The organism is Flavobacterium collinsii, from assembly GCF_946903285.1.
GTDB lineage: Bacteria > Bacteroidota > Bacteroidia > Flavobacteriales > Flavobacteriaceae > Flavobacterium > Flavobacterium collinsii.
This window is the reverse complement of record NZ_OX336425.1, coordinates 737,297-756,396: the sequence shown is the minus strand read 5'-3', so window position 1 is coordinate 756,396 and position 19,100 is coordinate 737,297. Positions and strand designations below refer to the sequence as shown.

Sequence of the window (19,100 nt, the reverse complement as noted above, 5' to 3'; positions counted from 1 at the left end):
TTTTTCTTTCGTGTAATTAGTGGCTGACTTTAATTATTTCTTTTCGTTAAATAAATTCAACTCTTTTATCCAGTTTGTTTTTCTTTCTAAGAGGAAAATGTCTAAAAATAATAACAGAAAAGCGAATCCAATAAACCATTGGAATTGCGATTGAAAGTCAGCCATTTGAGTAGCTTCAAATTCTGTTTTCTGAATATTGTTTAGGGCGTTTTTAATGTATTCCAGCACTTCTTTTGTATTCCCGCCGTAAACATAGCCACCTTTAGTCGCTTTTGCAATAGTTTTTAAACCTTCCTGATTTAATTTGGTAATAACAGTTTGTCCGTTTTGATCTTTTTGATAGCTTCTGACTACTCCGTTTTCTTTTAACGGTATTGTACTTCCTTTTTCAGTTCCAACACCAACAGTAATGATTTTCATTCCCATTTTGTTGGCTTCTTCCGCAGCTGCTGAGGCACCTTCAGAGTGATCTTCTCCGTCTGAAATCAAAATTAGTAGTTTGCTGGTTTTGCTTTTTTCGTCAAAATAAGTTGAAGACAATCGAATGGCTTCATCCAGCGAAGTTCCCTGTGAGGAAACCATATCAGGAGTCATGCTTTGCAGAAACATTTTGGCCACACTATAATCCGAAGTAATAGGTAGAACCGGGAAAGCACTTCCGGCATAGGCTACAATTCCAATTCTGTCACTTCCTAAATTGTTGATGATTTGAGAAACCAATTGTTTGCTTTTCTCTAAACGACTTGGTGCGACATCTTCGGCAAGCATACTTTTTGAAACGTCAACGGCAAAAACAATATCGATTCCTTCCCGTTTTACGGTTTCCATTTTGGTTCCGATCTTCGGATTTACTAATCCAATAATCAAACAGGCAAGTGCCAAAAGCAATACCGATAATTTTAATACAGGCTTAAAAACAGAGCGCTCAGGGCTCAGTCTTTTTACCATTTCAAGATCACCAAATTCGCGTTGCTTTTTTTTCTTCCAATACATATTGAAAAGAAAAATGCACGCCACAATTGGGAGTAAGAATAAAAGATATAAATATTTTTTTTCGTCTAATTCCATTTTTTAATTCTAGTTCTCAGTCTCAGTCACATTTTTCAGCTGTAAACTGAAAACTGTGACTGAAACTAAAATATTATATAAAGCTTCTATAAACAGTATTTCTTAAACCTACTTCCAATAATAGTAAAAAGGCTGCTAATAAAACAAATGTTCTGTACTTTTCATCGTAATCATAGAATTTTAATTCTTGTATTTCAGTAGTTTCTAATTTATTGATGGCACTGTATATTTCGGCTAATCGATCGTTACTTGTGGCTCTAAAATAAGTTCCATCCGTTTTACGAGCTATGCTTTTCATTAGTTGTTCGTCGATTTCTACTTTTTGCATTTTAAAAAGGAAACCTCCGTTTGGTGCGTATGCATATGGAGAAGGAGCCATTCCATTAGTTCCAATTCCAATCGTGTATACTTTTATTCCGTATTGTTTTGCAATGTCTGAAGCTGTTTCAGGCTCAATAAAACCAGCGTTGTTTACACCATCGGTCATTAAGATAATTACACGGCTTTTTGCTTTACTGTCTTTTAGACGGTTTACGGCAGTTGCCAATCCCATTCCAATTCCTGTTCCGTCTTGCAGAACCGTGTCGTATTTGATTCCTTTGATCGCTTCTAAGATTATGGCTTTATCACTTGTAACGGGAGTTTTAGTGTATGCTTCTGAGGCATATAAAACCAATCCGATTCTGTCATTAGGTCTTTCTTCAACAAAATCTGCCGCCACTCTTTTTAAAGCTTCCATACGATTTGGCTTTAGATCTTTGGCAAGCATACTTCCCGAAACGTCAATTGCCATTACGATATCAATCCCTTTCGTGGTCTTGGTCTGATTGCTGATGTCTACTGTTCTTGGTCTCGCTAAGGCAATAATTAAAGAGCTTAAAGCTATAATCCTGAAAACATATAAACAAGGTTTTAATTTGGTCAATAGCGATTCGCTGTTTTTGAAGCCCTGAGTTGAACTCATTTTTAAAGTCGCCGATTGCTGGTTGCGTTTCCAGAAAAACCAAGCGATCGCAATGGGGATTAACAGAAACAACCAAAAAAATTCCGGATTTAAAAAAGTTATCTTATCCATTAGTTACTCGCTTTTCTAAGTTCTACAGAATTTAATATTCTGGTTGTAATATCATTGGCATAGGTGTCTCCTTCTTCGTGTAAAATCAAGATCTGTTGTAATCCCTGATCTTGTTTAAAAAGTAAAAGTTCATAATATGCTTTTGTACTTGTTTTGTCAATAGGATTGAAAACGGTCATGGTTCCGTATCCTTTTAGTCCCTGAACGCCTTCATTGGTTTGAAAATCTTCTTGTTTTACAATGATATTTTGTCCGCCTTGCGCTTCGATAACTTTTAAGGAACCTTCCAATGCTTTGGCCAGATCAAGTTCTACCGGATTTTTAAATTTGCTTGTTGAAACGGTTACATAGAAATTTCCAACCATGCTTCCATAAGCGAAAAGCTGCATTTCTTTGATTAGGGCCATGGTTTCTTTCGGAAGGACTTTTTGAGTATCCATACGTTTTAAAACCTTTGGGGTTTCAATCAGGATGCCCGGATTTCCGTACTCACTTTTTACCCATTCACCTTCTAATAATTCTTTTGAAGGATGTCCGATGACATTATCTTTTACATAGTTAAAACCTTTTGTAATGATAAAGAAGGCGGTAGTAGCAATCAGTAAAAATAAAACAGATCCTACTGAGATCGCAATACGTTTGTTGCGTTTCTTTAACAACTGAAGTTTTATCTGTTTTTGTTTTTGTGCTTCGTTCAACAATTGATCTTCTTCTTCTGCCGGTACTTCGGTTGGAATAGCATTATCAAGCGTTAGGATTACTTTCTGAATTTTATTTCGGTCTTCTGTGATTTCAAATTCTAAGGGTTTAGATTTTGCAAATTTCACTAAATCCGCCTGGCGTAAAACACGTTCTAAGTTTTCAACGGTTTCCGGTGTTAAAGTCATCTTCTTTTTGGTAGAAGCAGTTCTGATGGCTTGAATCAATTCAGAAGTGGTGCTTTCCATTGCCGGAATATGAATTGCCTCCTCGATGTAGTTTCGGGCAATATCTGTCAATTCACTATAGTATTCTTTAATTTCTCCTTTTTGTACCAGTTCTTTCTGCTCCAGATTGTTCAACAAACTTGTCGCTTTTTCGATAGGAGTTTTGTAGACTTCCTCTTCTATCTTTTTCTTTTGATGTTTTTTAACATACCAATAAACAAAAGCTCCGATGGCAAGAATTACAATCAGAATCAAAACGTAAATCCACCAGTCGCCAATCGAATTGTCTGCAGCGGTAATGTCTTTGATGTCGTACATTTTTTGCTGTAACGTATCGACTTTTACATTGGCTACTTCAACGCGAATAGAATCTGTTGCGTATGGTTTCTTGTCAATTAAAATTTTAATAGACGGAATGGTATATTTTCCGGAATCAAATTGGGTTAATCCGTATTTTTTAATCAGTTCGTAAGTGTCATTTTTCTTGACAGTGTCGATAGGATAGGATTGAATAACCTCTAAAGGACCAATGTTTTTTAGTTTGGGAAAAACAACCTTAGATTTTGAACTTACAACTGTTTTAAGAGTTAATTTAAATTCGGCACCAATTTTATTTTTTGTAGTATCAATGCTTGTCTCAACTTGTTTTTGTTGCGCAAAAACAGCTGAGGAAAGTAAAAATAAAAATATGTAAAATTTTAATTTCATTTGGTTTTTGATTTCAGATTTTGGTCTAAAATGAATGCTTAAAAATGGAACACGGATGACACAGATTTAAACGGATTTTTTTATCTAAAGACTTTATAATTCGTGTAATCTAACAGTCTAACAATCTAAATTATCTTGATTTGAAATAACCTAATAATTTGGTCACGTAATTTTCATCGACTCTTGTATTTACAACACCAGCTCCGGATTTACTAAAAATATCCTTGAAATAATTCACTCTATCCTGATAGTGTTTTTCGTAATTCAGTCGTACTGTTTTTGAACCGGTATTGACCAATTGAATTTTCCCTGTTTCAGCATCAAGCATACTCACCATTCCTAAATTTGGAATTTTTTCCTCACGGATATCGTAAACACGAACGCCGGTTATGTCGTGTTTTTTAGATGCGATTTTTAAAGTCTGCTCGTAATTTTCAGACATAAAATCGGAAATCATAAAAACGATAGCTTTCTTTTTTTGCGTTCCGGATAGGAACTTCAAAGCTTGCGAAATATCGGTTTTATGACTCTTCGGTTCAAATTCAATTAACTCACGAATGATTCGCAGTACGTGAGAGCGTCCTTTTTTTGGGGGAATATACAACTCTACATTGTCAGAGAATAATATTAAACCAATTTTATCATTATTTTGTGTAGCCGAAAAAGCCATCGTTGCCGCAATTTCGGTGACGATGTCTTTTTTAAACTGACTTTTTGAACCAAAACTTTCAGATCCCGAAATATCCACCATTAAAACCATGGTTAGTTCGCGTTCTTCTTCAAAAACTTTTACGTGGGCTTCATTGTAGCGCGCCGTTACATTCCAATCGATGTTACGAATGTCATCGCCATATTGGTATTGACGTACTTCACTAAAAGTCATCCCTCGTCCCTTAAAGGAAGAGTGGTATTCTCCCGAAAAGATATGATTGCTCAGTCTTTTGGTTTTGATTTCTATTTTCCGTACTTTTTTTAAAAGCTCTTTTGTATCCATTTCTTTAGTTTTCAGTCGCAGTTTTCAGTCGCAGTTTACTTAATAAGGTGTTCACTGTGACTGAAAACTGAAAACTATTTTTAAGGTACCTCAATCTCGTTTACGATTTTGTTGATAATGTCTACAGAAGTAATGTTTTCGGCTTCAGCCTCATAAGTAATACCAACTCTGTGACGTAGAACATCATGTACAACTGCACGAACATCTTCTGGAATTACATATCCACGACGTTTGATGAAAGCGTAACATTTTGCTGCATTAGCTAAATTGATACTTCCACGTGGTGATGCTCCAAAACTGATAAGAGGTTTTAAGTCGGCAAGTTTGTACTTCTCCGGATAACGGGTAGCAAAGATGATATCTAAGATATATTTTTCTATTTTTTCGTCCATGTAAACTTCACGTACAGCTTCCTGCGCACGCAGGATTTGCTCTACAGAAACCACAGGATTTACTTTTTCGTAAGATCCTTTTAAGTTTTGACGAATTACAAAACGTTCTTCGTCGATTTTTGGATAGTCAATTACAGTTTTAAGCATAAAACGATCGACTTGGGCTTCCGGAAGTTGGTAAGTTCCTTCCTGCTCCACCGGATTTTGCGTTGCAAGAACTAAGAACGGACGGTCTAGTTTGAAAGTAGTATCACCAATGGTAACTTGTTTTTCCTGCATCGCCTCCAAAAGTGCTGACTGTACTTTTGCCGGAGCACGGTTAATCTCATCGGCAAGGACGAAATTAGCGAAGATTGGTCCTTTTTTAATTGAAAATTCGTTGGCTTTGATATTGTAGATCATCGTTCCAACGACATCGGCAGGCAATAAGTCCGGAGTAAACTGAATACGGCTAAACGAACCCTGAACCGCTTGCGACAAAGTATTTATCGCTAAAGTTTTGGCCAATCCCGGAACACCTTCAAGCAAAATGTGCCCTTGTCCTAAAAGTCCGATTAGTAAACGCTCGACCATATGTTTTTGGCCCACAATGACTTTGTTCATTTCCATTGTAAGAAGGTCTATAAAAGCACTTTCTCTTTCAATTTTCTCATTTATCGCTCTAATGTCTAAAGTCGTTGTATTTTCTTCCATATAAATATTTTTAAAACCTTTTTAAAACCTTGATTTTTATGCCTAACTTTTGAGAGTGCAAATTGAATATTTTTTGAGAAGTAAGATGTTAAAAAATGGTTAAAACTTCGACCAAAGACCTAATTTTAAGGACGAATTGGGAATCTATTTTTATATTTTTAAGAACTTTGGTGATTATGCTTCAGAAAAGCATATTTATTACCAAAAATAACGCAATAAAACCATGAGTAAAACAGCATTATCGCCTATTATTTCGGGCACTATGAATTGGGGTGTATGGGATAAAAACCTAACGCTTAAAGAAATGGAAAACATGATACAGATTTGTATCGAAAACAAAATTACTACTTTTGATCACGCAGATATTTACGGCGCTTATACTACTGAAGCCGATTTTGGAAAAGCATTTCAAACCAGCAAAATTTCGCGTGAAAAATTACAATTAATCACCAAATGCGGTATTCAGATGATTGCTGAAAGTCGTAAAAATACAATCAAACATTACGATTACTCTAAAGAATATATAGTGTGGTCTGTTGAAGAATCATTGAAGAAACTGAAAACAGACTATGTTGACGTTTTTTTGCTGCACAGACCGAGTCCGCTTATGCAGGCCGATGAAATTGCAGAAGCTGTTGAAAAGTTAAAATCGGAAGGTAAAATTATTGATTTCGGACTTTCGAATTTTACAAGTTCACAAACCGAGCTGATTCGTCAGAAAACAGAAGTGAGTTACAATCAGGTGCAATTTTCAGCAACGAATTTTGAGCCTATGGTTGACGGAAGTTTTGATTATATGCAAACACACGGAATCCGTCCGTTGTCATGGAATCCGCTTGGAACGGTTTTTAGAGAAGACACTAAAAAAACACGTCGATTGAAAAAACTGCTGTCAGATTTAGTTAAAAAATATGGTTTTGGTTCTGATACACTTTTATTGGCATGGATTTTAAAACATCCTGCGAAAGTAATTCCGATTGCAGGAACTGTAAATGTTGCCCGAATTCAATCGTTGATGAAAGCAGTAGAATTGGAAATGGATAAAGAAGACTGGTTCGCTATTTGGACAGAAAGTATGGGGGACGATGTTGCTTAATTTTTAGTGTTTAGTCAGGATGCAAAAAAAATAAACACATAGAAACATAGATGTTCTGCTTACTTAGAAGTAGTATTTTTAAGCATGTCATTTGCACATAGCTTTGTGAACTAATGCAAATGAAATGCCTTTTAAAGCAAAGCAGAACTATGTTTCTATGTGTTAAATAAAATATCTAAAATGAAAAAAACAGTTTTAATTACTGGAGCCACAAGCGGAATTGGAAAAGCAACCGCACAAATACTGGCTAAAAACAACTTTAAAGTGGTGCTTTGTGGAAGACGTATCGATCGCTTAAACGAACTTGAAAACGAACTTTCGGCATTTACAGAAGTACATTCTCTGTCATTTGATGTTCGGGATAAAAAGGAGGTTCTTGAAAAAATTGAGGCACTTCCTGCGTCCTTTTCGGATATTGATGTTTTGATCAATAATGCCGGGAATGCACACGGTTTAGACCCGATTCAAACAGGAGATTTAGACGATTGGGACGCTATGATCGATATTAATGTAAAAGGACTTTTGTATGTTTCGAAAGCGGTTATTCCGAAAATGACAGCCAAAAAATCAGGGCACATTATAAACATTGGCTCAACAGCTGCAAAAGAAGTTTATCCTAACGGAAATGTATACTGCGGAAGTAAACATGCCGTTGATGCCATCACTGCAGGAATGCGAATTGACTTAAATCCTTTTGGAATCAGAGTTGGAGGGATTCATCCTGGTATGGTAGCAACCGAATTTAGTGAAGTGCGTTTTAAGGGAGATGTCGAAAGAGCTTCGAATGTGTACAAAGGTTTTGATCCGCTTCAGGCAGAAGATATCGCCGATATTATTCACTTTGTAATTTCAAGACCTTACCATGTTAATATTGCCGATTTAGTGGTCATGAGTACAGCGCAGGCGTCATCGACCATTGTTAAAAAAGATTTATAGACTTTCCTTAGACTGGCTTAGACTTCTTAGAATTTTAGACTAACTTAGACTTGCTTAGATTTTTTTAAGTTCTAAGTGGGTAATCTTAAAATTGGGTTGACGGACTTCTTGAATTTTTAGATTAATTTAGGTGTCTGAGAAGTTTGGCAATTTGTTTCCCAGCTCAATAATCTAACATTCTAAGAATGTCTAAAAATTTAAGCTAGTCTAAGAAGTCTAAGTCAGTCTAACAATCTAAAAAAAATGATCAATAAACGCCTTTTAATAAAAAACCTGCTCGCTCATAACGACGAGAGCAGTTTTTATGATAAAAAAAGGCAATTGAACCTGCATTCCCGTGAAGGAAAAGGGAAGTTCCTGAAACACATTTGTGCTTTGTCGAATTCAAATCCTACGAATAATTCTTATATCGTGGTGGGAGTAGAGGATCACGACAACGAAATTGTAGGTGATGATTTCTTTGATGACAGCCGAATCCAGAATCTTGTTAATGCCTTTTTAGAAAACCCACCTAAAATTCAATACGAAAATGTGCCTTTTCCGAATCTTCCAAAAGATAAAGTAATCGGATTGGTGACTATTAAACCAAAAAGTAAAATCTCCTATTTCAAAAAAGGAATTCATACGATCGTTGCTAATAGTGTTTTTGTGCGTCGGGGGAGTAATTCGGTTCCCGTTGAGGGCGAAATCGAAAAAAACTACCAGAACACAGAAACCGTCATCGGGATCGAAAACAGTTCGAGAAACAGCATTCAGTACACGCTTGACGGTGTAATTGATTTTATGAATTTCAGACATAAAGACATGTCGCCCAAATATCATGTTTTTAAAGAGCTGTTTGTAATTTGCTGGGCTGGGGTTCCAAAAAAATCCAGAGATAAAACCTTCTTATCCCGTGTTGATATTGAGCTGATCAATGAACAGATTAAACTTTTTTATTCTGCTCAGGATGTGGTTACAATTGTTTATGATGAAGATAGTTTTACCATAACGGAGTATGTTCCTTTGGGTTTAAACGACAAGACCAGCTACTATCCGTTAGAAAAGCAAACCATTCATTTTTTTGACAACGGCTATTATAAAATTGATAGCGAAATGCTTTTTCAGCCTCCTGAGTTCAACCGTAAAATGCTGTATCATATTTACAATGCGAATATGGCTTTACTTCAAAAACTTCAACGGGGAATGGTTTTGTCAGAGCGGGAATTGAAAGATCTGGAAAATCTGCCTTCCACTTTCATGATCTGTTATTTGAATGGCTTTGACGATGCCAAACAAAAACTAATTGATGCCAAACTACTTTTAAAACCTTTTGGAAATATTTATCTGTCCTTTAAAGAAGCACTTCGAATCTTGCGTAAGATGAAATACGATTTTCAGGAAGGGGCTAAATAGAGGTTCTAAGTTGCTAAGGTTCTAAGTGAAGTTGCAAAGGTTCAGAGCGACAAAGGCTTTTTTGGCACGTGCAGCTTTGGTTTAAAGCTATAGGTATTTTAAATATTTACTGATTTCATCATAAGGAAACAATAGTTCTTTTGGGCCATCGGCATAAGAAGCGGCTTCATACGAGTTGTAATACAAAAGCAATCCTTCTTTGGTATAAAAAATGTTTTGTGGCAGGTGGAATTTGTCATTTTCAAACATCAGGCCTGTTGCGTTAATATTTGATTTTTCCGGGATTTTATATTTCTTGCGGAATTCTTTTTCGGCGTAAGCCAAAAATTCTTTTTCGTTTTTAAAGATCTGATCGGTAAAAATCGTTTTTCCGGTTTTAGAATGAAATAGTAAGGATCGATACCCTTGATAACCGTGCGCTCCTCCGGTAAAAGTATAGTGGTCAATTTTCAGGTTGATAATCTGATCGGATTCAAATTCAACATTTCCTTTGATTTTTGCTTCCCAACCAAAAGTTTCACCAGGGAATTTTTTATGCATTTCTTCATAAGAGCCGATAAAAGAAGCCGTCAGGGCTTTGTAATCATTGGCTTTTTTCGGATCTTCTTCAAAATAGACGATTTCTTTAATGACCGAAAAAACTTTTTTATTAATACTGTCAGCTACAATAGGGATGTTTTTTGCAATAGGAATATCAATGGTTATTTTTGGGCAGTCTTTTTCGCAAGGCAATGTAGATTCTTTTTCAAATGTCTCATTTTCAAACGAAAGTTCTTTGCTGCAGCTTATAAGCGTCAAAAGCAAAAAGATTAAAAAAGTATATTGTTTCATGTCAAAAAATGTTAATTATATACAAAGGTAAGAAGTTGTGTCAGGATTAAAATAAATTAAACGGTAAATTTGTACCACAATTATGCATTTTAAATATATAACTATATGAAATTCAATACTAAAGTAATACATGGTGGTCAGCATCATGATCCAGCTACAGGGGCTGTTATGCCTCCCGTGTATCAAACTTCAACTTTTATACAAACCAGTCCGGGAAAACCTTTGGCGGACTATGAGTATAGCAGAGCATCAAATCCAACGCGTTCGGCTTTAGAAAATGCTTTGGCAAGTATTGAGAATGGTACTCGTGGATTGGCTTTTTCATCAGGTTTGGCGGCTACTGATTGTGTTTTAAGATCGTTTAAAGCTGGCGATGAGATTATCGCAATGGATGATTTGTACGGAGGAACCTATAGAATGTTCTCTCGAATCTATAAAGATTCAGGGATTAAGTTTCATTTTGTTGATATGACAGATCTCGAAAAACTGAAATCGTTAATCAATGAAAATACGAAACTGATCTGGGTTGAAACGCCAACTAACCCGTTGATGAAACTAGCAGATATCGAAGAAGTAGCAAAAATTACCAAAGCGAATAATATTCTATTTGCTGTCGATAATACTTTTGCGACACCTTATTTGCAAAAACCACTTGATTTGGGAGCTGATATTGTAATGCACTCTGCAACAAAATACCTGGGAGGACATTCAGATGTCATTGCCGGAGCTTTAATTGTGAAAGATGAGGCTTTAGGTGATCAGTTGCATTTTCAGCAATTTGCTACCGGAGCAACATTAGGACCAATGGATAGTTTTCTGGTTTTAAGAGGGATCAAGACACTTTCGTTGAGAGTACAGAGACATTGTGAAAATGGGGAAAAAGTAGTAGAATATCTGAGTAATCATCCTAAGATTGATACCGTTTATTATCCGGGTTTAAAGAGTCATCCATTTCATGAAATTGCTAAAAAACAAATGAAAGCTTTTGGCGGAATGGTGTCTTTTACATTTAAGTCAGGGAAAAAAGAAGATTCGATTACTTTTTTAGAAAAGCTGAAAGTTTTTACTTTGGCTGAGTCTTTAGGTGGAGTGGAATCTTTGGCGAATCATCCGGCTTTGATGACACATGCTTCAATTCCGGCAGACAAAAGAGCAGAAGTTGGTATTACCGACGACTTAGTTCGATTAAGTGTTGGTATTGAAGATGCCGAAGATTTAATTGCTGATCTGGAACAAGCCTTAGCATAAAAAAAGTAAATTCCAAAAAATAAATCCCAAATTCCAATTTTAATATTTTGGAATTTGGGATTTATTTTATGTGGAATTTTAAAGATTATAAGTACTGTATATATCCTACGTTAAACCAAATCTGTGAGTCATTTGATTTGTTTTCTTTGTAAATCTTCTTGTTTGGATTTAAACCGTCAACCCAGTCGGAGTTGAAAACCTGAAAACGGGTTTCAAACATTAAATCATTCATACGGCCTAATTTGTAATGAATACCTAAACCAGCTGTACCTGATAAAACCAAACCACTCTCACTGGAATAGCCAAATTGACGTCCGTCTGAAGGGGTTAGGTATTTTGGAAATGTAGTTTCGGGAGTTCCCAGTTGGCCAAGTTCAGAGCTTACTTCTGTCGTATAGTAACTTACTAAAAAGCCTAAGCTTACATAAGGACTGAAAGTCCCTATAGAAGTTTCGTAGTAATGTATTTTTACTGGAGAAAATTCGAGTTGTGATCCAAAACTAATTACAGTTGATTTTCCGTGCATGGCTTTAAGCTGCTTAACGCCTAATGTTTGAGGTTTTTTCTCAGTCCATTCTCCAAAATGATTCAGTTTTGTATTGTTAAAAGAAAGCTCTGATCTAACTTTAAAATGCTCGGTAAAGAAGCTTTCTCCGTTGCTATTGGATGAGAAATTGATAAAGTGAACCAATCCGACACCAAATCCGGTGTTTCCAAGATTAGTATCCAGGTTATTTCTTTCACCAAAATCAGATTGGAAAGTAACGGGGCCGAATATTATTCCAACTTCGTGTGCCAGTGATTGTGCAGTCGATAATGTTGAGATGCCCAGAAAGGCAAATAACGTGAGTACTATAGGTTTAAGCATGGGGTTTGGGCTTTCAAATCCCGGCAAATATATAAAAACACGAGGAACTAAAAAGGATAAACAGGTGTATTGATGAATATTTATTAAAAATATTAAATTATTAAATATTTCGGTAGTAATTTACTGCAAAACGCAAAACCTAAAATATCTTTTTTCTCTATTAGCTGTATTATAAATAAAAGTTTAAGAGATTCTTAAAAAAATATTCAATAAATACCATTTTCGATTACCTTTGTCTTAAATAACGAAAACGTTTTCTTAAATGTTAATAATCTAATAATCATGTCACAAAGTATTACCGCTTTTATGGATTCGGTTAGTGCAAAAAACCCGAACGAATCAGAGTTTTTACAAGCAGTTTTAGAAGTTGCCGAAACGGTAATTCCTTTTATTGAAGAAAATAAAAAATACCAGAATAAAATGCTTTTAGAGCGTATGGTAGAACCTGAACGTGTTATCTTGTTCAGAGTAAACTGGTTGAACGACAAAGGTGAAATCCAGGTTAATAAAGGATATCGTATCCAGATGAACTCAGCAATCGGACCTTACAAAGGAGGTTTGCGTTTTCATCCTTCTGTTAACTTAAGTATTTTGAAGTTTTTGGCTTTTGAGCAAACTTTTAAAAATAGCTTAACGACATTGCCTATGGGTGGTGGTAAAGGAGGTTCTGATTTTGATCCAAAAGGAAAATCAGATAACGAAATTATGAAATTTTGTCAAAGTTTTATGACGGAACTTTCAAAACATATTGGAGCTGATACAGATGTTCCTGCCGGAGATATCGGAGTAGGAGGTAGAGAAGTAGGATATATGTTTGGTCAGTACAAAAGATTAAGAAATGAGTTTACCGGAGTTTTAACCGGAAAAGGGATTTCTTTTGGAGGATCATTAATTCGTCCTGAAGCTACAGGTTACGGAGCAGTTTACTTTGCTCAAAGTATGTTAGCAACTAAAGGAGATAGCTTTAAAGGAAAAATTGTTGCAGTTTCTGGTTCTGGAAACGTAGCACAATATGCAACTGAAAAAGCAACTCAGTTAGGAGCAAAAGTTGTTACATTATCAGATTCTGCCGGATACATCTATGATGCAGATGGAATCGATGCTGAAAAATTAGCTTTCGTAATGGAGTTGAAAAATGAGCTTAGAGGAAGAATCAGCGAGTACGTGGCAAAATATCCAAATGCGAAATACGTAGAAGGAAAACGTCCATGGGAAGTTAAGTGTGATGTAGCATTGCCATGTGCAACTCAAAACGAATTAAATGGTGATGAGGCTAAAGCTTTAGTGGCTAACGGATGTATTGCCGTTGCAGAAGGAGCAAACATGCCTTCTACTCCAGAAGCTGTTACTGTTTTTCTTGATGCAAAAATTTTATTTGCTCCTGGAAAAGCTTCTAATGCTGGTGGTGTTGCAACTTCAGGTCTTGAAATGTCGCAAAACTCATTGCGTTTAAGCTGGTCTTCTGAAGAAGTTGACGAAAGATTAAAAGGAATCATGTTAGCAATCCATGCTTCATGTGTAAAATACGGTTCGGATAAATCAGGTTATGTTGACTACGTTAAAGGAGCTAACATTGCAGGATTTGTTAAAGTTGCCGATGCTATGCTTGCACAAGGTGTAGTATAATTTTTTAGTTATAGTTTTTTAGTGCCTCCATTTGTCTTTTATAAAGATAAATCGGAGGCATTTTTTTATTTACAGGAGAACAAAAATCAAATACTTTCGTTTGTAGTATATTTGTCTATCTGAATTTATTAAATAATGAAAAGAAGGTTTTTCTACGTTTTGTTTTTGTTGGTGGTGCAATTTTGTTTCTCTCAGAATAAATTGTCCTGGCAGGGTTATTTTTCATTCAATGAAGTAAAAGATATCTCACAATCCTCAACTACCATTTTTACTGCTTCAGAGAATGCCCTTTTTTCTAAAAACACAGCGTTAAATACAATAAAAACTACCACAACTGTCGATGGGCTATCAGGACAGACGATCTCTTCTTTATACCATAGCGAAGGATTTAAGAAAACAGTAATTGGATATGAAAACGGATTAATGATCGTGGTAAATGATACCGATGGCAGTATATTAAAGGTGATCGATATTATTAATAAACAATTGCCGGCCAATTTAAAGAGAATTAACCACCTGATGGAGCACAACGGAATGGTTTATGTTTCCTGCGATTTTGGAGTTGTTCAGTTCAATTTAACCACCCTGCAATTTGGAGATACTTATTTTATCGGAGATAATGGTGCCGAAGTAAAAGTAAGACAAACGGCTTATTTTAATGGATTTTTCTATGCTGCGACTTCAAACGGAATTAAAAAAGCCAGTAGTACTAATGGTAATCTTATCGATTTTAACCAGTGGAGTTTGGTAACCGCGGGTGATTGGACCAGTGTCGAACCATTAGATAGTGAGCTTATTGCTATAAATTCAGGAGGATACATTCATCGGTACAATTCAAATATATTTGTTAGCTTTTTTCAGCTTCCGCGACCTTCAACAGACATGCGCGCTGTAAATCATAATTTAGTAGTTACAACATCTAATACGGTTTATGTTTATACCAATCAAATGGTATTGATGCGCCAAATAGCAAATACGCAGGTTTTGGATAACACCCTGAATTTTACCTGCTCAACCCTTATTGGAGATCAGATTTATATTGGAACAAAAGAAAAAGGTCTATTTTCGTCTACACTTTCAGGAAATTCTGCTTTTCAGGAGAATACACCTTCGGGACCAGTACGAAATAATATTTTTTCTCTGGATGTAAGTCCTAATGTACTTTGGGCTGTGTATGGTGATTATGATATTTATTATAATCCCTATAACTTAGATAGCTACGGTGTGAGTAAATACAATACTTCGAATTGGCTGAATATTCCTTATTCACAGGTTTTAGATGCGAAATCATTGACCCGGGTTATTATAAATCCAACTAATGAAAAACAGGTCTTTGTAAGTTCTTTTTTTTCCGGATTATTGAAAATTGAAAATGATATTCCGGTCTTTTTATATAATGAAAAAAATAGTGGATTAGAGACGATAACCTACGAAGGGCCAAATTATATTGATGTTCGTGTTAACGGAACCGCTTTTGATAAAACAGGTAATTTGTGGGTGACCAACAGTAGAATTAAGAATGGTTTAAAAGTACTGAAAACTGATGGGAAGTGGCAGAGTTATGCTACAACCTCAATTCTTAAAAATGCAGAAGCAACCAGCTATGCTGGTATTGTAATCGATAAAAACAATACAAAGTGGATTGCAACGAACAATGACGGGTTAATTGCTTTTAATGAAAGTAATAATACCTTTAAAAAGATGACTTTTGGAGCTGATTTGGGAAATCTTCCAATTGCTGATGTCAGAGCGGTGGCACTTGATATAAAGAATCAGCTTTGGATTGGTACCACTAAAGGATTAAGAGTTTTATCTAATGTGGGAGGTTTTCAAACAGAAAGTCAGCTAAAGGCAAACCCGATTATAATTATGGAGGATAATTTGGCTCAGGAATTACTTTACGAGCAGTTTATCACATCGATCGCAGTTGACGGTGCTAATAATAAATGGATTGGTACAGTAGATTCCGGAATATTTATGGTGTCACCAAACGGTCAGGAAACGAAGTATCATTTTACAATAAACAATTCACCTTTGCCAAGTAATGTCGTAAACGATGTTAAAATCAACAGTGTAACCGGGGAAGTTTTTATTGCGACTAACAAAGGAATGATATCTTTTAAAGGAATAGCAACGGGAGCAAATGAAGATTTGAGCAATGTATATGTTTATCCAAATCCAGTGCGTCCAACATATGCCGGAACGGTAAAAGTTGCCGGACTTATTGATAAAGCTAATATTAAAATTACAGATATTGAAGGTAATCTGGTTTATGAAGCCACTTCATCAGGCGGAACAATTGAATGGGATACAACCGCTTTTGGAAAATATAAAGTAGCTTCGGGAGTATATATGGTTTTTATTTCGGCTGAGGATGGTAGTGAGACCAAAGTGAAAAAAGTGATGATAATTAGATAATGTGATAATTGTTAAATCTAAGAAGTCTAAGAAAGTCTAATCTCTAAGAAAGTCTAATTTTGTTAATCAAAACCAAAGCAATAGTAATTTCATCGTTAAAATTTCAGGAGAAAAGTTTGATTGTAAAGTGTTTTACTCTTTCAAACGGCCTGAAATCTTATTTTGTGCGTGATGCTTTTTCAAGTCGGAAAGCAAGTCAGAAAATTGCCTATTTTCAGCCTTTGTCTATTCTTGAAATTGAGGCGATGCATAAGAATAAAGGAACTTTGGAGACTTTTAAAGAAATAAAAACAGCAGTGCCTTTTCAGAGTATTCATACCGATCTTGTGAAAAGTACTATGGTTATGTTTTTGTCTGAGATGCTCCATTATTCTATTCAGGAAGAGGAGAAAAACGAATCATTTTTTGTGTTCTTAGAGACAGCACTGACCTGGTTGGATCATCATGATGAAATTTCGAATTTTCATTTGATTCTGCTTTTGGAAGCTACAAAATACCTGGGCTTTTATCCGGATATTTCAGAAGTCGAATTTTCTTATTTTGAAATGATTGACGGCGTTTTTACTTTGTTTCATGGGGCGAATACTTTGACAGAACATGAAACAAATCTTTTTAAGAAACTGATAGATCTTAAATTCGAAAACGATCAGAAGGTTTTTCACGTAGCTGAAAGACAAGTATTACTGAAGGTTTTAATTGATTATTATGGTTTTCATTTGGAGGGTTTTAAAAGACCAAAATCACTTGATGTTTTGAAAGAGATATTTTCTTAAAACGGAATGCTATTTTTATATATTTGTGCAGGGAATTTTTATTAAAGTTTTGATAAATATTTTTTAATATGTCAATTCGATAATGAAATTTTCAGCCTAATTATTAATTTTTTTAAAAGAAAAAAAGCATGAAGAAAATGACTTTTTCTATTATTTTACTTTTTCTGGTTAGCCTTTCGGTTACAGCTCAAAGAAAATATGATGAAATCATCACTACAGAGAACAGTGTAAAAGACATGGTTCAAAACGAAATAACAGGAATTGTTGTTTTTAAAGAAGGAGGAACTGTAAAAGGTTTAGATCCTGAGACAAAAAAAATTGTTTGGACTTTAACAAAAGATGATTTTGGATCAACCTCTGCAGGTGATATTCTGACTGATCCTGATTTTGGGAAACTTTTTAAAGAAAAAAGTGATTTGTCAAGTGTTGCCGGAAGTCCTTATGTAGAGGCCTATATCAACAGTAAATATATTATTATTAATACTGATACAGGTAAAGTGGTTTATAATTCATCTAAAGAATCTTTCTGGGTAATGCAGTCAGATTTTATTCCTGAAACAGATGAGTATTTGCTTACTATGAAAAAAGACGGAGATATGGCAATTGCCTTATTAGATATGAAAACAGGAGAGTTAAAATGGAACACTACTGTAGATAAAGCAAAATCATTGTTTAGTTTTTCACTATCAGTAAAAGAATCTGCATTTACAAATAAAGCTACGGTACATGGATCAGTAATTTATTATTTATTGTACGGGAAATTATATTCATTCGACAGAAATTCAGGAAAATTAAACTGGAAAGCTGAAGAAGAGTACTCAAGATTCTTTTTGACTCAGAATGATAAAAATATTGTAGTAGTGAACAGTAAAGGTTTGTTTGCGGCCAAAGAATATTTAAATGTTTTGAATACAGAAAACGGAAAAAGTATCTGGAAAGAATCTATTAAAACAAAACGTGTTGTTTATTTAGAAGATTGGGGTACAAAATTATTAATTGCTCATTATGGCGGATTTAACTTTTTTGACCTAAATACAGGCGAAAAAGTTTGGAAAAAAGATGCTCGCGGAGATGGATTAAAAAGAGTAATTCCTATCGACGAGGATTTCTTATATGTTGCAGAAAATGAAATGATGCTGATCAATAAAGACGGAGAAAAACTTTGGAAAAAATTCATCGAAATTTCAGATGACAAAGAAGATCCAATTTACTACTTAGGAAAAGTAGGCGAAAAAGTAATGTACCTTACTGGAACTTACGGAAATATGGTTGATTATAAAACTGGAATTAAACTTTGGAAGCGTAACATCGGTTTTGATAAAAGTCGTCCGGTTTTACCAACTTATGACGAAGCTACAAATTCGTATTTGGTATATAATGATGAGAAATTATACAAATTCGATCCAAGTATTAAGGACAAACCAGAGCCTTTTGCTAAAGTAAATATCAAAAAGGAAAAAGAATTAAACAGTATCGAATTATTTCCTTGGGGTGTAGTGCTTTCAGGGCCAGTTGAGGTAATGGGAGTTAATATGGATGGAACAATAAAATATCACCTTACTTATACACAACCTGGTGAAGGAACAAGACGTTTACTTAAAAGTGCTGCAATTGCTGGAAGTATTGGTTTAGGAGTTGGATCAGCAGTAAGTGCTGCACAAGGTGCTGAGTTAACAATGACTTATCGTGATTCCAGCGGAAATATGAGGTCTACTGTTATTAAAGAAGAGGATAAATCAAAAAAGAACCAGGCTAAGAATATGGCTATGGCTTCAGCAGCTCTTGGTATTGTAGCTGCTAAATTTAATTCTCGTTTTAATGCGATGAAACAAAACAGAGACTACTCTTATATTTTTGCAAAAGCAGATAGTGGAGAAAAAGTTTTAGTGAAAGTTAGTAAAGCTGAAGGGACTGAAGTGGATAAAATTATCTTCAATAACACAAAACCTATTTATGAGGTAGATCCTGCGACGCAAAACATTTTTTATGTGTCTGACAAATCTATTCAAATTTTCAATAAAAAATAAACCAAATAAAAACCTAAAGCCATCAG

At 35.1% G+C, this 19,100-nt stretch carries 15 protein-coding genes; 8 read left to right on the top strand and 7 right to left on the bottom strand.

Annotated elements, in window-relative coordinates; all coding sequences use genetic code 11:
• Nucleotides 1–33: 33 nt before the first annotated feature.
• From OGZ34_RS03440 to OGZ34_RS03420, 5 genes are all read right to left on the bottom strand, one after another.
• On the bottom strand, nucleotides 34–1,068 hold the full coding sequence (locus tag OGZ34_RS03440) for a VWA domain-containing protein (RefSeq protein ID WP_173965056.1): 1,035 nt from the start codon (nucleotides 1,066–1,068) through the stop codon (nucleotides 34–36).
• A gap of 73 nt (nucleotides 1,069–1,141) precedes the next feature.
• Nucleotides 1,142–2,143 carry a vWA domain-containing protein gene (locus OGZ34_RS03435; protein ID WP_263362143.1) on the bottom strand — a complete coding sequence of 334 codons (1,002 nt, stop codon included), beginning with the start codon at nucleotides 2,141–2,143 and terminating at the stop codon, nucleotides 1,142–1,144.
• Nucleotides 2,143–3,777: an EGFR-like transmembrane domain-containing protein gene (locus OGZ34_RS03430; protein ID WP_263362142.1), complete on the bottom strand. Its 1,635-nt coding sequence runs from the start codon at nucleotides 3,775–3,777 to the stop codon at nucleotides 2,143–2,145. The genes OGZ34_RS03435 and OGZ34_RS03430 overlap by 1 nt, the downstream gene beginning before the upstream one ends.
• Before the next feature lie 130 nt (nucleotides 3,778–3,907).
• Nucleotides 3,908–4,771: a DUF58 domain-containing protein gene (locus tag OGZ34_RS03425; protein WP_173965053.1), complete on the bottom strand. Its 864-nt coding sequence runs from the start codon at nucleotides 4,769–4,771 to the stop codon at nucleotides 3,908–3,910.
• Between the two features lie 80 nt (nucleotides 4,772–4,851).
• Entirely contained in the window at nucleotides 4,852–5,856 is a 1,005-nt protein-coding gene (locus OGZ34_RS03420) for an AAA family ATPase (protein WP_007807095.1), read from the bottom strand.
• Between the two features lie 223 nt (nucleotides 5,857–6,079).
• Here OGZ34_RS03420 and OGZ34_RS03415 point away from each other — a divergent pair, with 223 nt between their 5' ends.
• The 3 genes from OGZ34_RS03415 to OGZ34_RS03405 all read left to right on the top strand — a co-directional run bounded on the left by OGZ34_RS03415 (nucleotide 6,080) and on the right by OGZ34_RS03405 (nucleotide 9,283).
• Nucleotides 6,080–6,952 (top strand): aldo/keto reductase, encoded by an 873-nt coding sequence (locus tag OGZ34_RS03415; protein ID WP_263362141.1) that lies wholly within the window; start codon nucleotides 6,080–6,082, stop codon nucleotides 6,950–6,952.
• Between the two features lie 180 nt (nucleotides 6,953–7,132).
• Nucleotides 7,133–7,888, top strand: a complete 756-nt coding sequence (locus tag OGZ34_RS03410; protein ID WP_263362140.1) for an SDR family NAD(P)-dependent oxidoreductase — start codon at nucleotides 7,133–7,135, stop codon at nucleotides 7,886–7,888.
• A 243-nt stretch (nucleotides 7,889–8,131) separates the two neighbouring features.
• Nucleotides 8,132–9,283, top strand: a complete 1,152-nt coding sequence (locus OGZ34_RS03405) for an ATP-binding protein (RefSeq protein WP_173965049.1) — start codon at nucleotides 8,132–8,134, stop codon at nucleotides 9,281–9,283.
• An 87-nt stretch (nucleotides 9,284–9,370) separates the two neighbouring features.
• Here OGZ34_RS03405 and OGZ34_RS03400 read toward each other — a convergent pair whose 3' ends face one another.
• Nucleotides 9,371–10,114, bottom strand: a complete 744-nt coding sequence (locus tag OGZ34_RS03400) for a DUF3298 and DUF4163 domain-containing protein (RefSeq protein ID WP_173965048.1) — start codon at nucleotides 10,112–10,114, stop codon at nucleotides 9,371–9,373.
• Nucleotides 10,115–10,219: 105 nt separating this feature from the next.
• Between OGZ34_RS03400 and OGZ34_RS03395 the strand changes: the two genes are divergently transcribed.
• Nucleotides 10,220–11,362, top strand: a complete 1,143-nt coding sequence (locus OGZ34_RS03395; RefSeq protein WP_173965047.1) for a cystathionine gamma-synthase — start codon at nucleotides 10,220–10,222, stop codon at nucleotides 11,360–11,362.
• An 85-nt stretch (nucleotides 11,363–11,447) separates the two neighbouring features.
• Here the strand turns inward: OGZ34_RS03395 and OGZ34_RS03390 are convergent, their stop codons facing one another.
• A complete protein-coding gene (locus OGZ34_RS03390) occupies nucleotides 11,448–12,230 on the bottom strand; it encodes a THC0290_0291 family protein (protein ID WP_263362139.1) in 783 nt (260 codons plus the stop codon).
• A gap of 282 nt (nucleotides 12,231–12,512) precedes the next feature.
• Between OGZ34_RS03390 and gdhA the strand changes: the two genes are divergently transcribed.
• From gdhA to OGZ34_RS03370, 4 genes are all read left to right on the top strand, one after another.
• A complete protein-coding gene (gdhA, locus tag OGZ34_RS03385; protein ID WP_173965045.1) occupies nucleotides 12,513–13,856 on the top strand; it encodes an NADP-specific glutamate dehydrogenase in 1,344 nt (447 codons plus the stop codon).
• Between the two features lie 135 nt (nucleotides 13,857–13,991).
• On the top strand, nucleotides 13,992–16,274 hold the full coding sequence (gene porZ / locus OGZ34_RS03380) for a type IX secretion system anionic LPS delivery protein PorZ (RefSeq protein ID WP_263362138.1): 2,283 nt from the start codon (nucleotides 13,992–13,994) through the stop codon (nucleotides 16,272–16,274).
• 59 nt (nucleotides 16,275–16,333) lie between these two features.
• Entirely contained in the window at nucleotides 16,334–17,047 is a 714-nt protein-coding gene (recO, locus tag OGZ34_RS03375; RefSeq protein WP_263362137.1) for a DNA repair protein RecO, read from the top strand.
• Between the two features lie 128 nt (nucleotides 17,048–17,175).
• Nucleotides 17,176–19,074, top strand: a complete 1,899-nt coding sequence (locus OGZ34_RS03370) for an outer membrane protein assembly factor BamB family protein (RefSeq protein WP_263362136.1) — start codon at nucleotides 17,176–17,178, stop codon at nucleotides 19,072–19,074.
• Nucleotides 19,075–19,100 lie beyond the last annotated feature (26 nt).

Bases quoted from the DNA above. Each gene is read 5' to 3' on its own strand.
- OGZ34_RS03405 (WP_173965049.1), top strand. From the start codon at position 8,132: ATGATCAATAAACGCCTTTTAATAAAAAACCTGCTCGCTCATAACGAC.
- OGZ34_RS03425 (WP_173965053.1), bottom strand. From the start codon at position 4,771: ATGGATACAAAAGAGCTTTTAAAAAAAGTACGGAAAATAGAAATCAAA.
- gdhA (WP_173965045.1), top strand. From the start codon at position 12,513: ATGTCACAAAGTATTACCGCTTTTATGGATTCGGTTAGTGCAAAAAAC.
- OGZ34_RS03415 (WP_263362141.1), top strand. From the start codon at position 6,080: ATGAGTAAAACAGCATTATCGCCTATTATTTCGGGCACTATGAATTGG.
- OGZ34_RS03430 (WP_263362142.1), bottom strand. From the start codon at position 3,777: ATGAAATTAAAATTTTACATATTTTTATTTTTACTTTCCTCAGCTGTT.
- OGZ34_RS03435 (WP_263362143.1), bottom strand. From the start codon at position 2,143: ATGGATAAGATAACTTTTTTAAATCCGGAATTTTTTTGGTTGTTTCTG.
- OGZ34_RS03370 (WP_263362136.1), top strand. From the start codon at position 17,176: ATGAAGAAAATGACTTTTTCTATTATTTTACTTTTTCTGGTTAGCCTT.
- OGZ34_RS03410 (WP_263362140.1), top strand. From the start codon at position 7,133: ATGAAAAAAACAGTTTTAATTACTGGAGCCACAAGCGGAATTGGAAAA.
- OGZ34_RS03400 (WP_173965048.1), bottom strand. From the start codon at position 10,114: ATGAAACAATATACTTTTTTAATCTTTTTGCTTTTGACGCTTATAAGC.
- porZ (WP_263362138.1), top strand. From the start codon at position 13,992: ATGAAAAGAAGGTTTTTCTACGTTTTGTTTTTGTTGGTGGTGCAATTT.
- OGZ34_RS03395 (WP_173965047.1), top strand. From the start codon at position 10,220: ATGAAATTCAATACTAAAGTAATACATGGTGGTCAGCATCATGATCCA.
- OGZ34_RS03420 (WP_007807095.1), bottom strand. From the start codon at position 5,856: ATGGAAGAAAATACAACGACTTTAGACATTAGAGCGATAAATGAGAAA.
- OGZ34_RS03440 (WP_173965056.1), bottom strand. From the start codon at position 1,068: ATGGAATTAGACGAAAAAAAATATTTATATCTTTTATTCTTACTCCCA.
- OGZ34_RS03390 (WP_263362139.1), bottom strand. From the start codon at position 12,230: ATGCTTAAACCTATAGTACTCACGTTATTTGCCTTTCTGGGCATCTCA.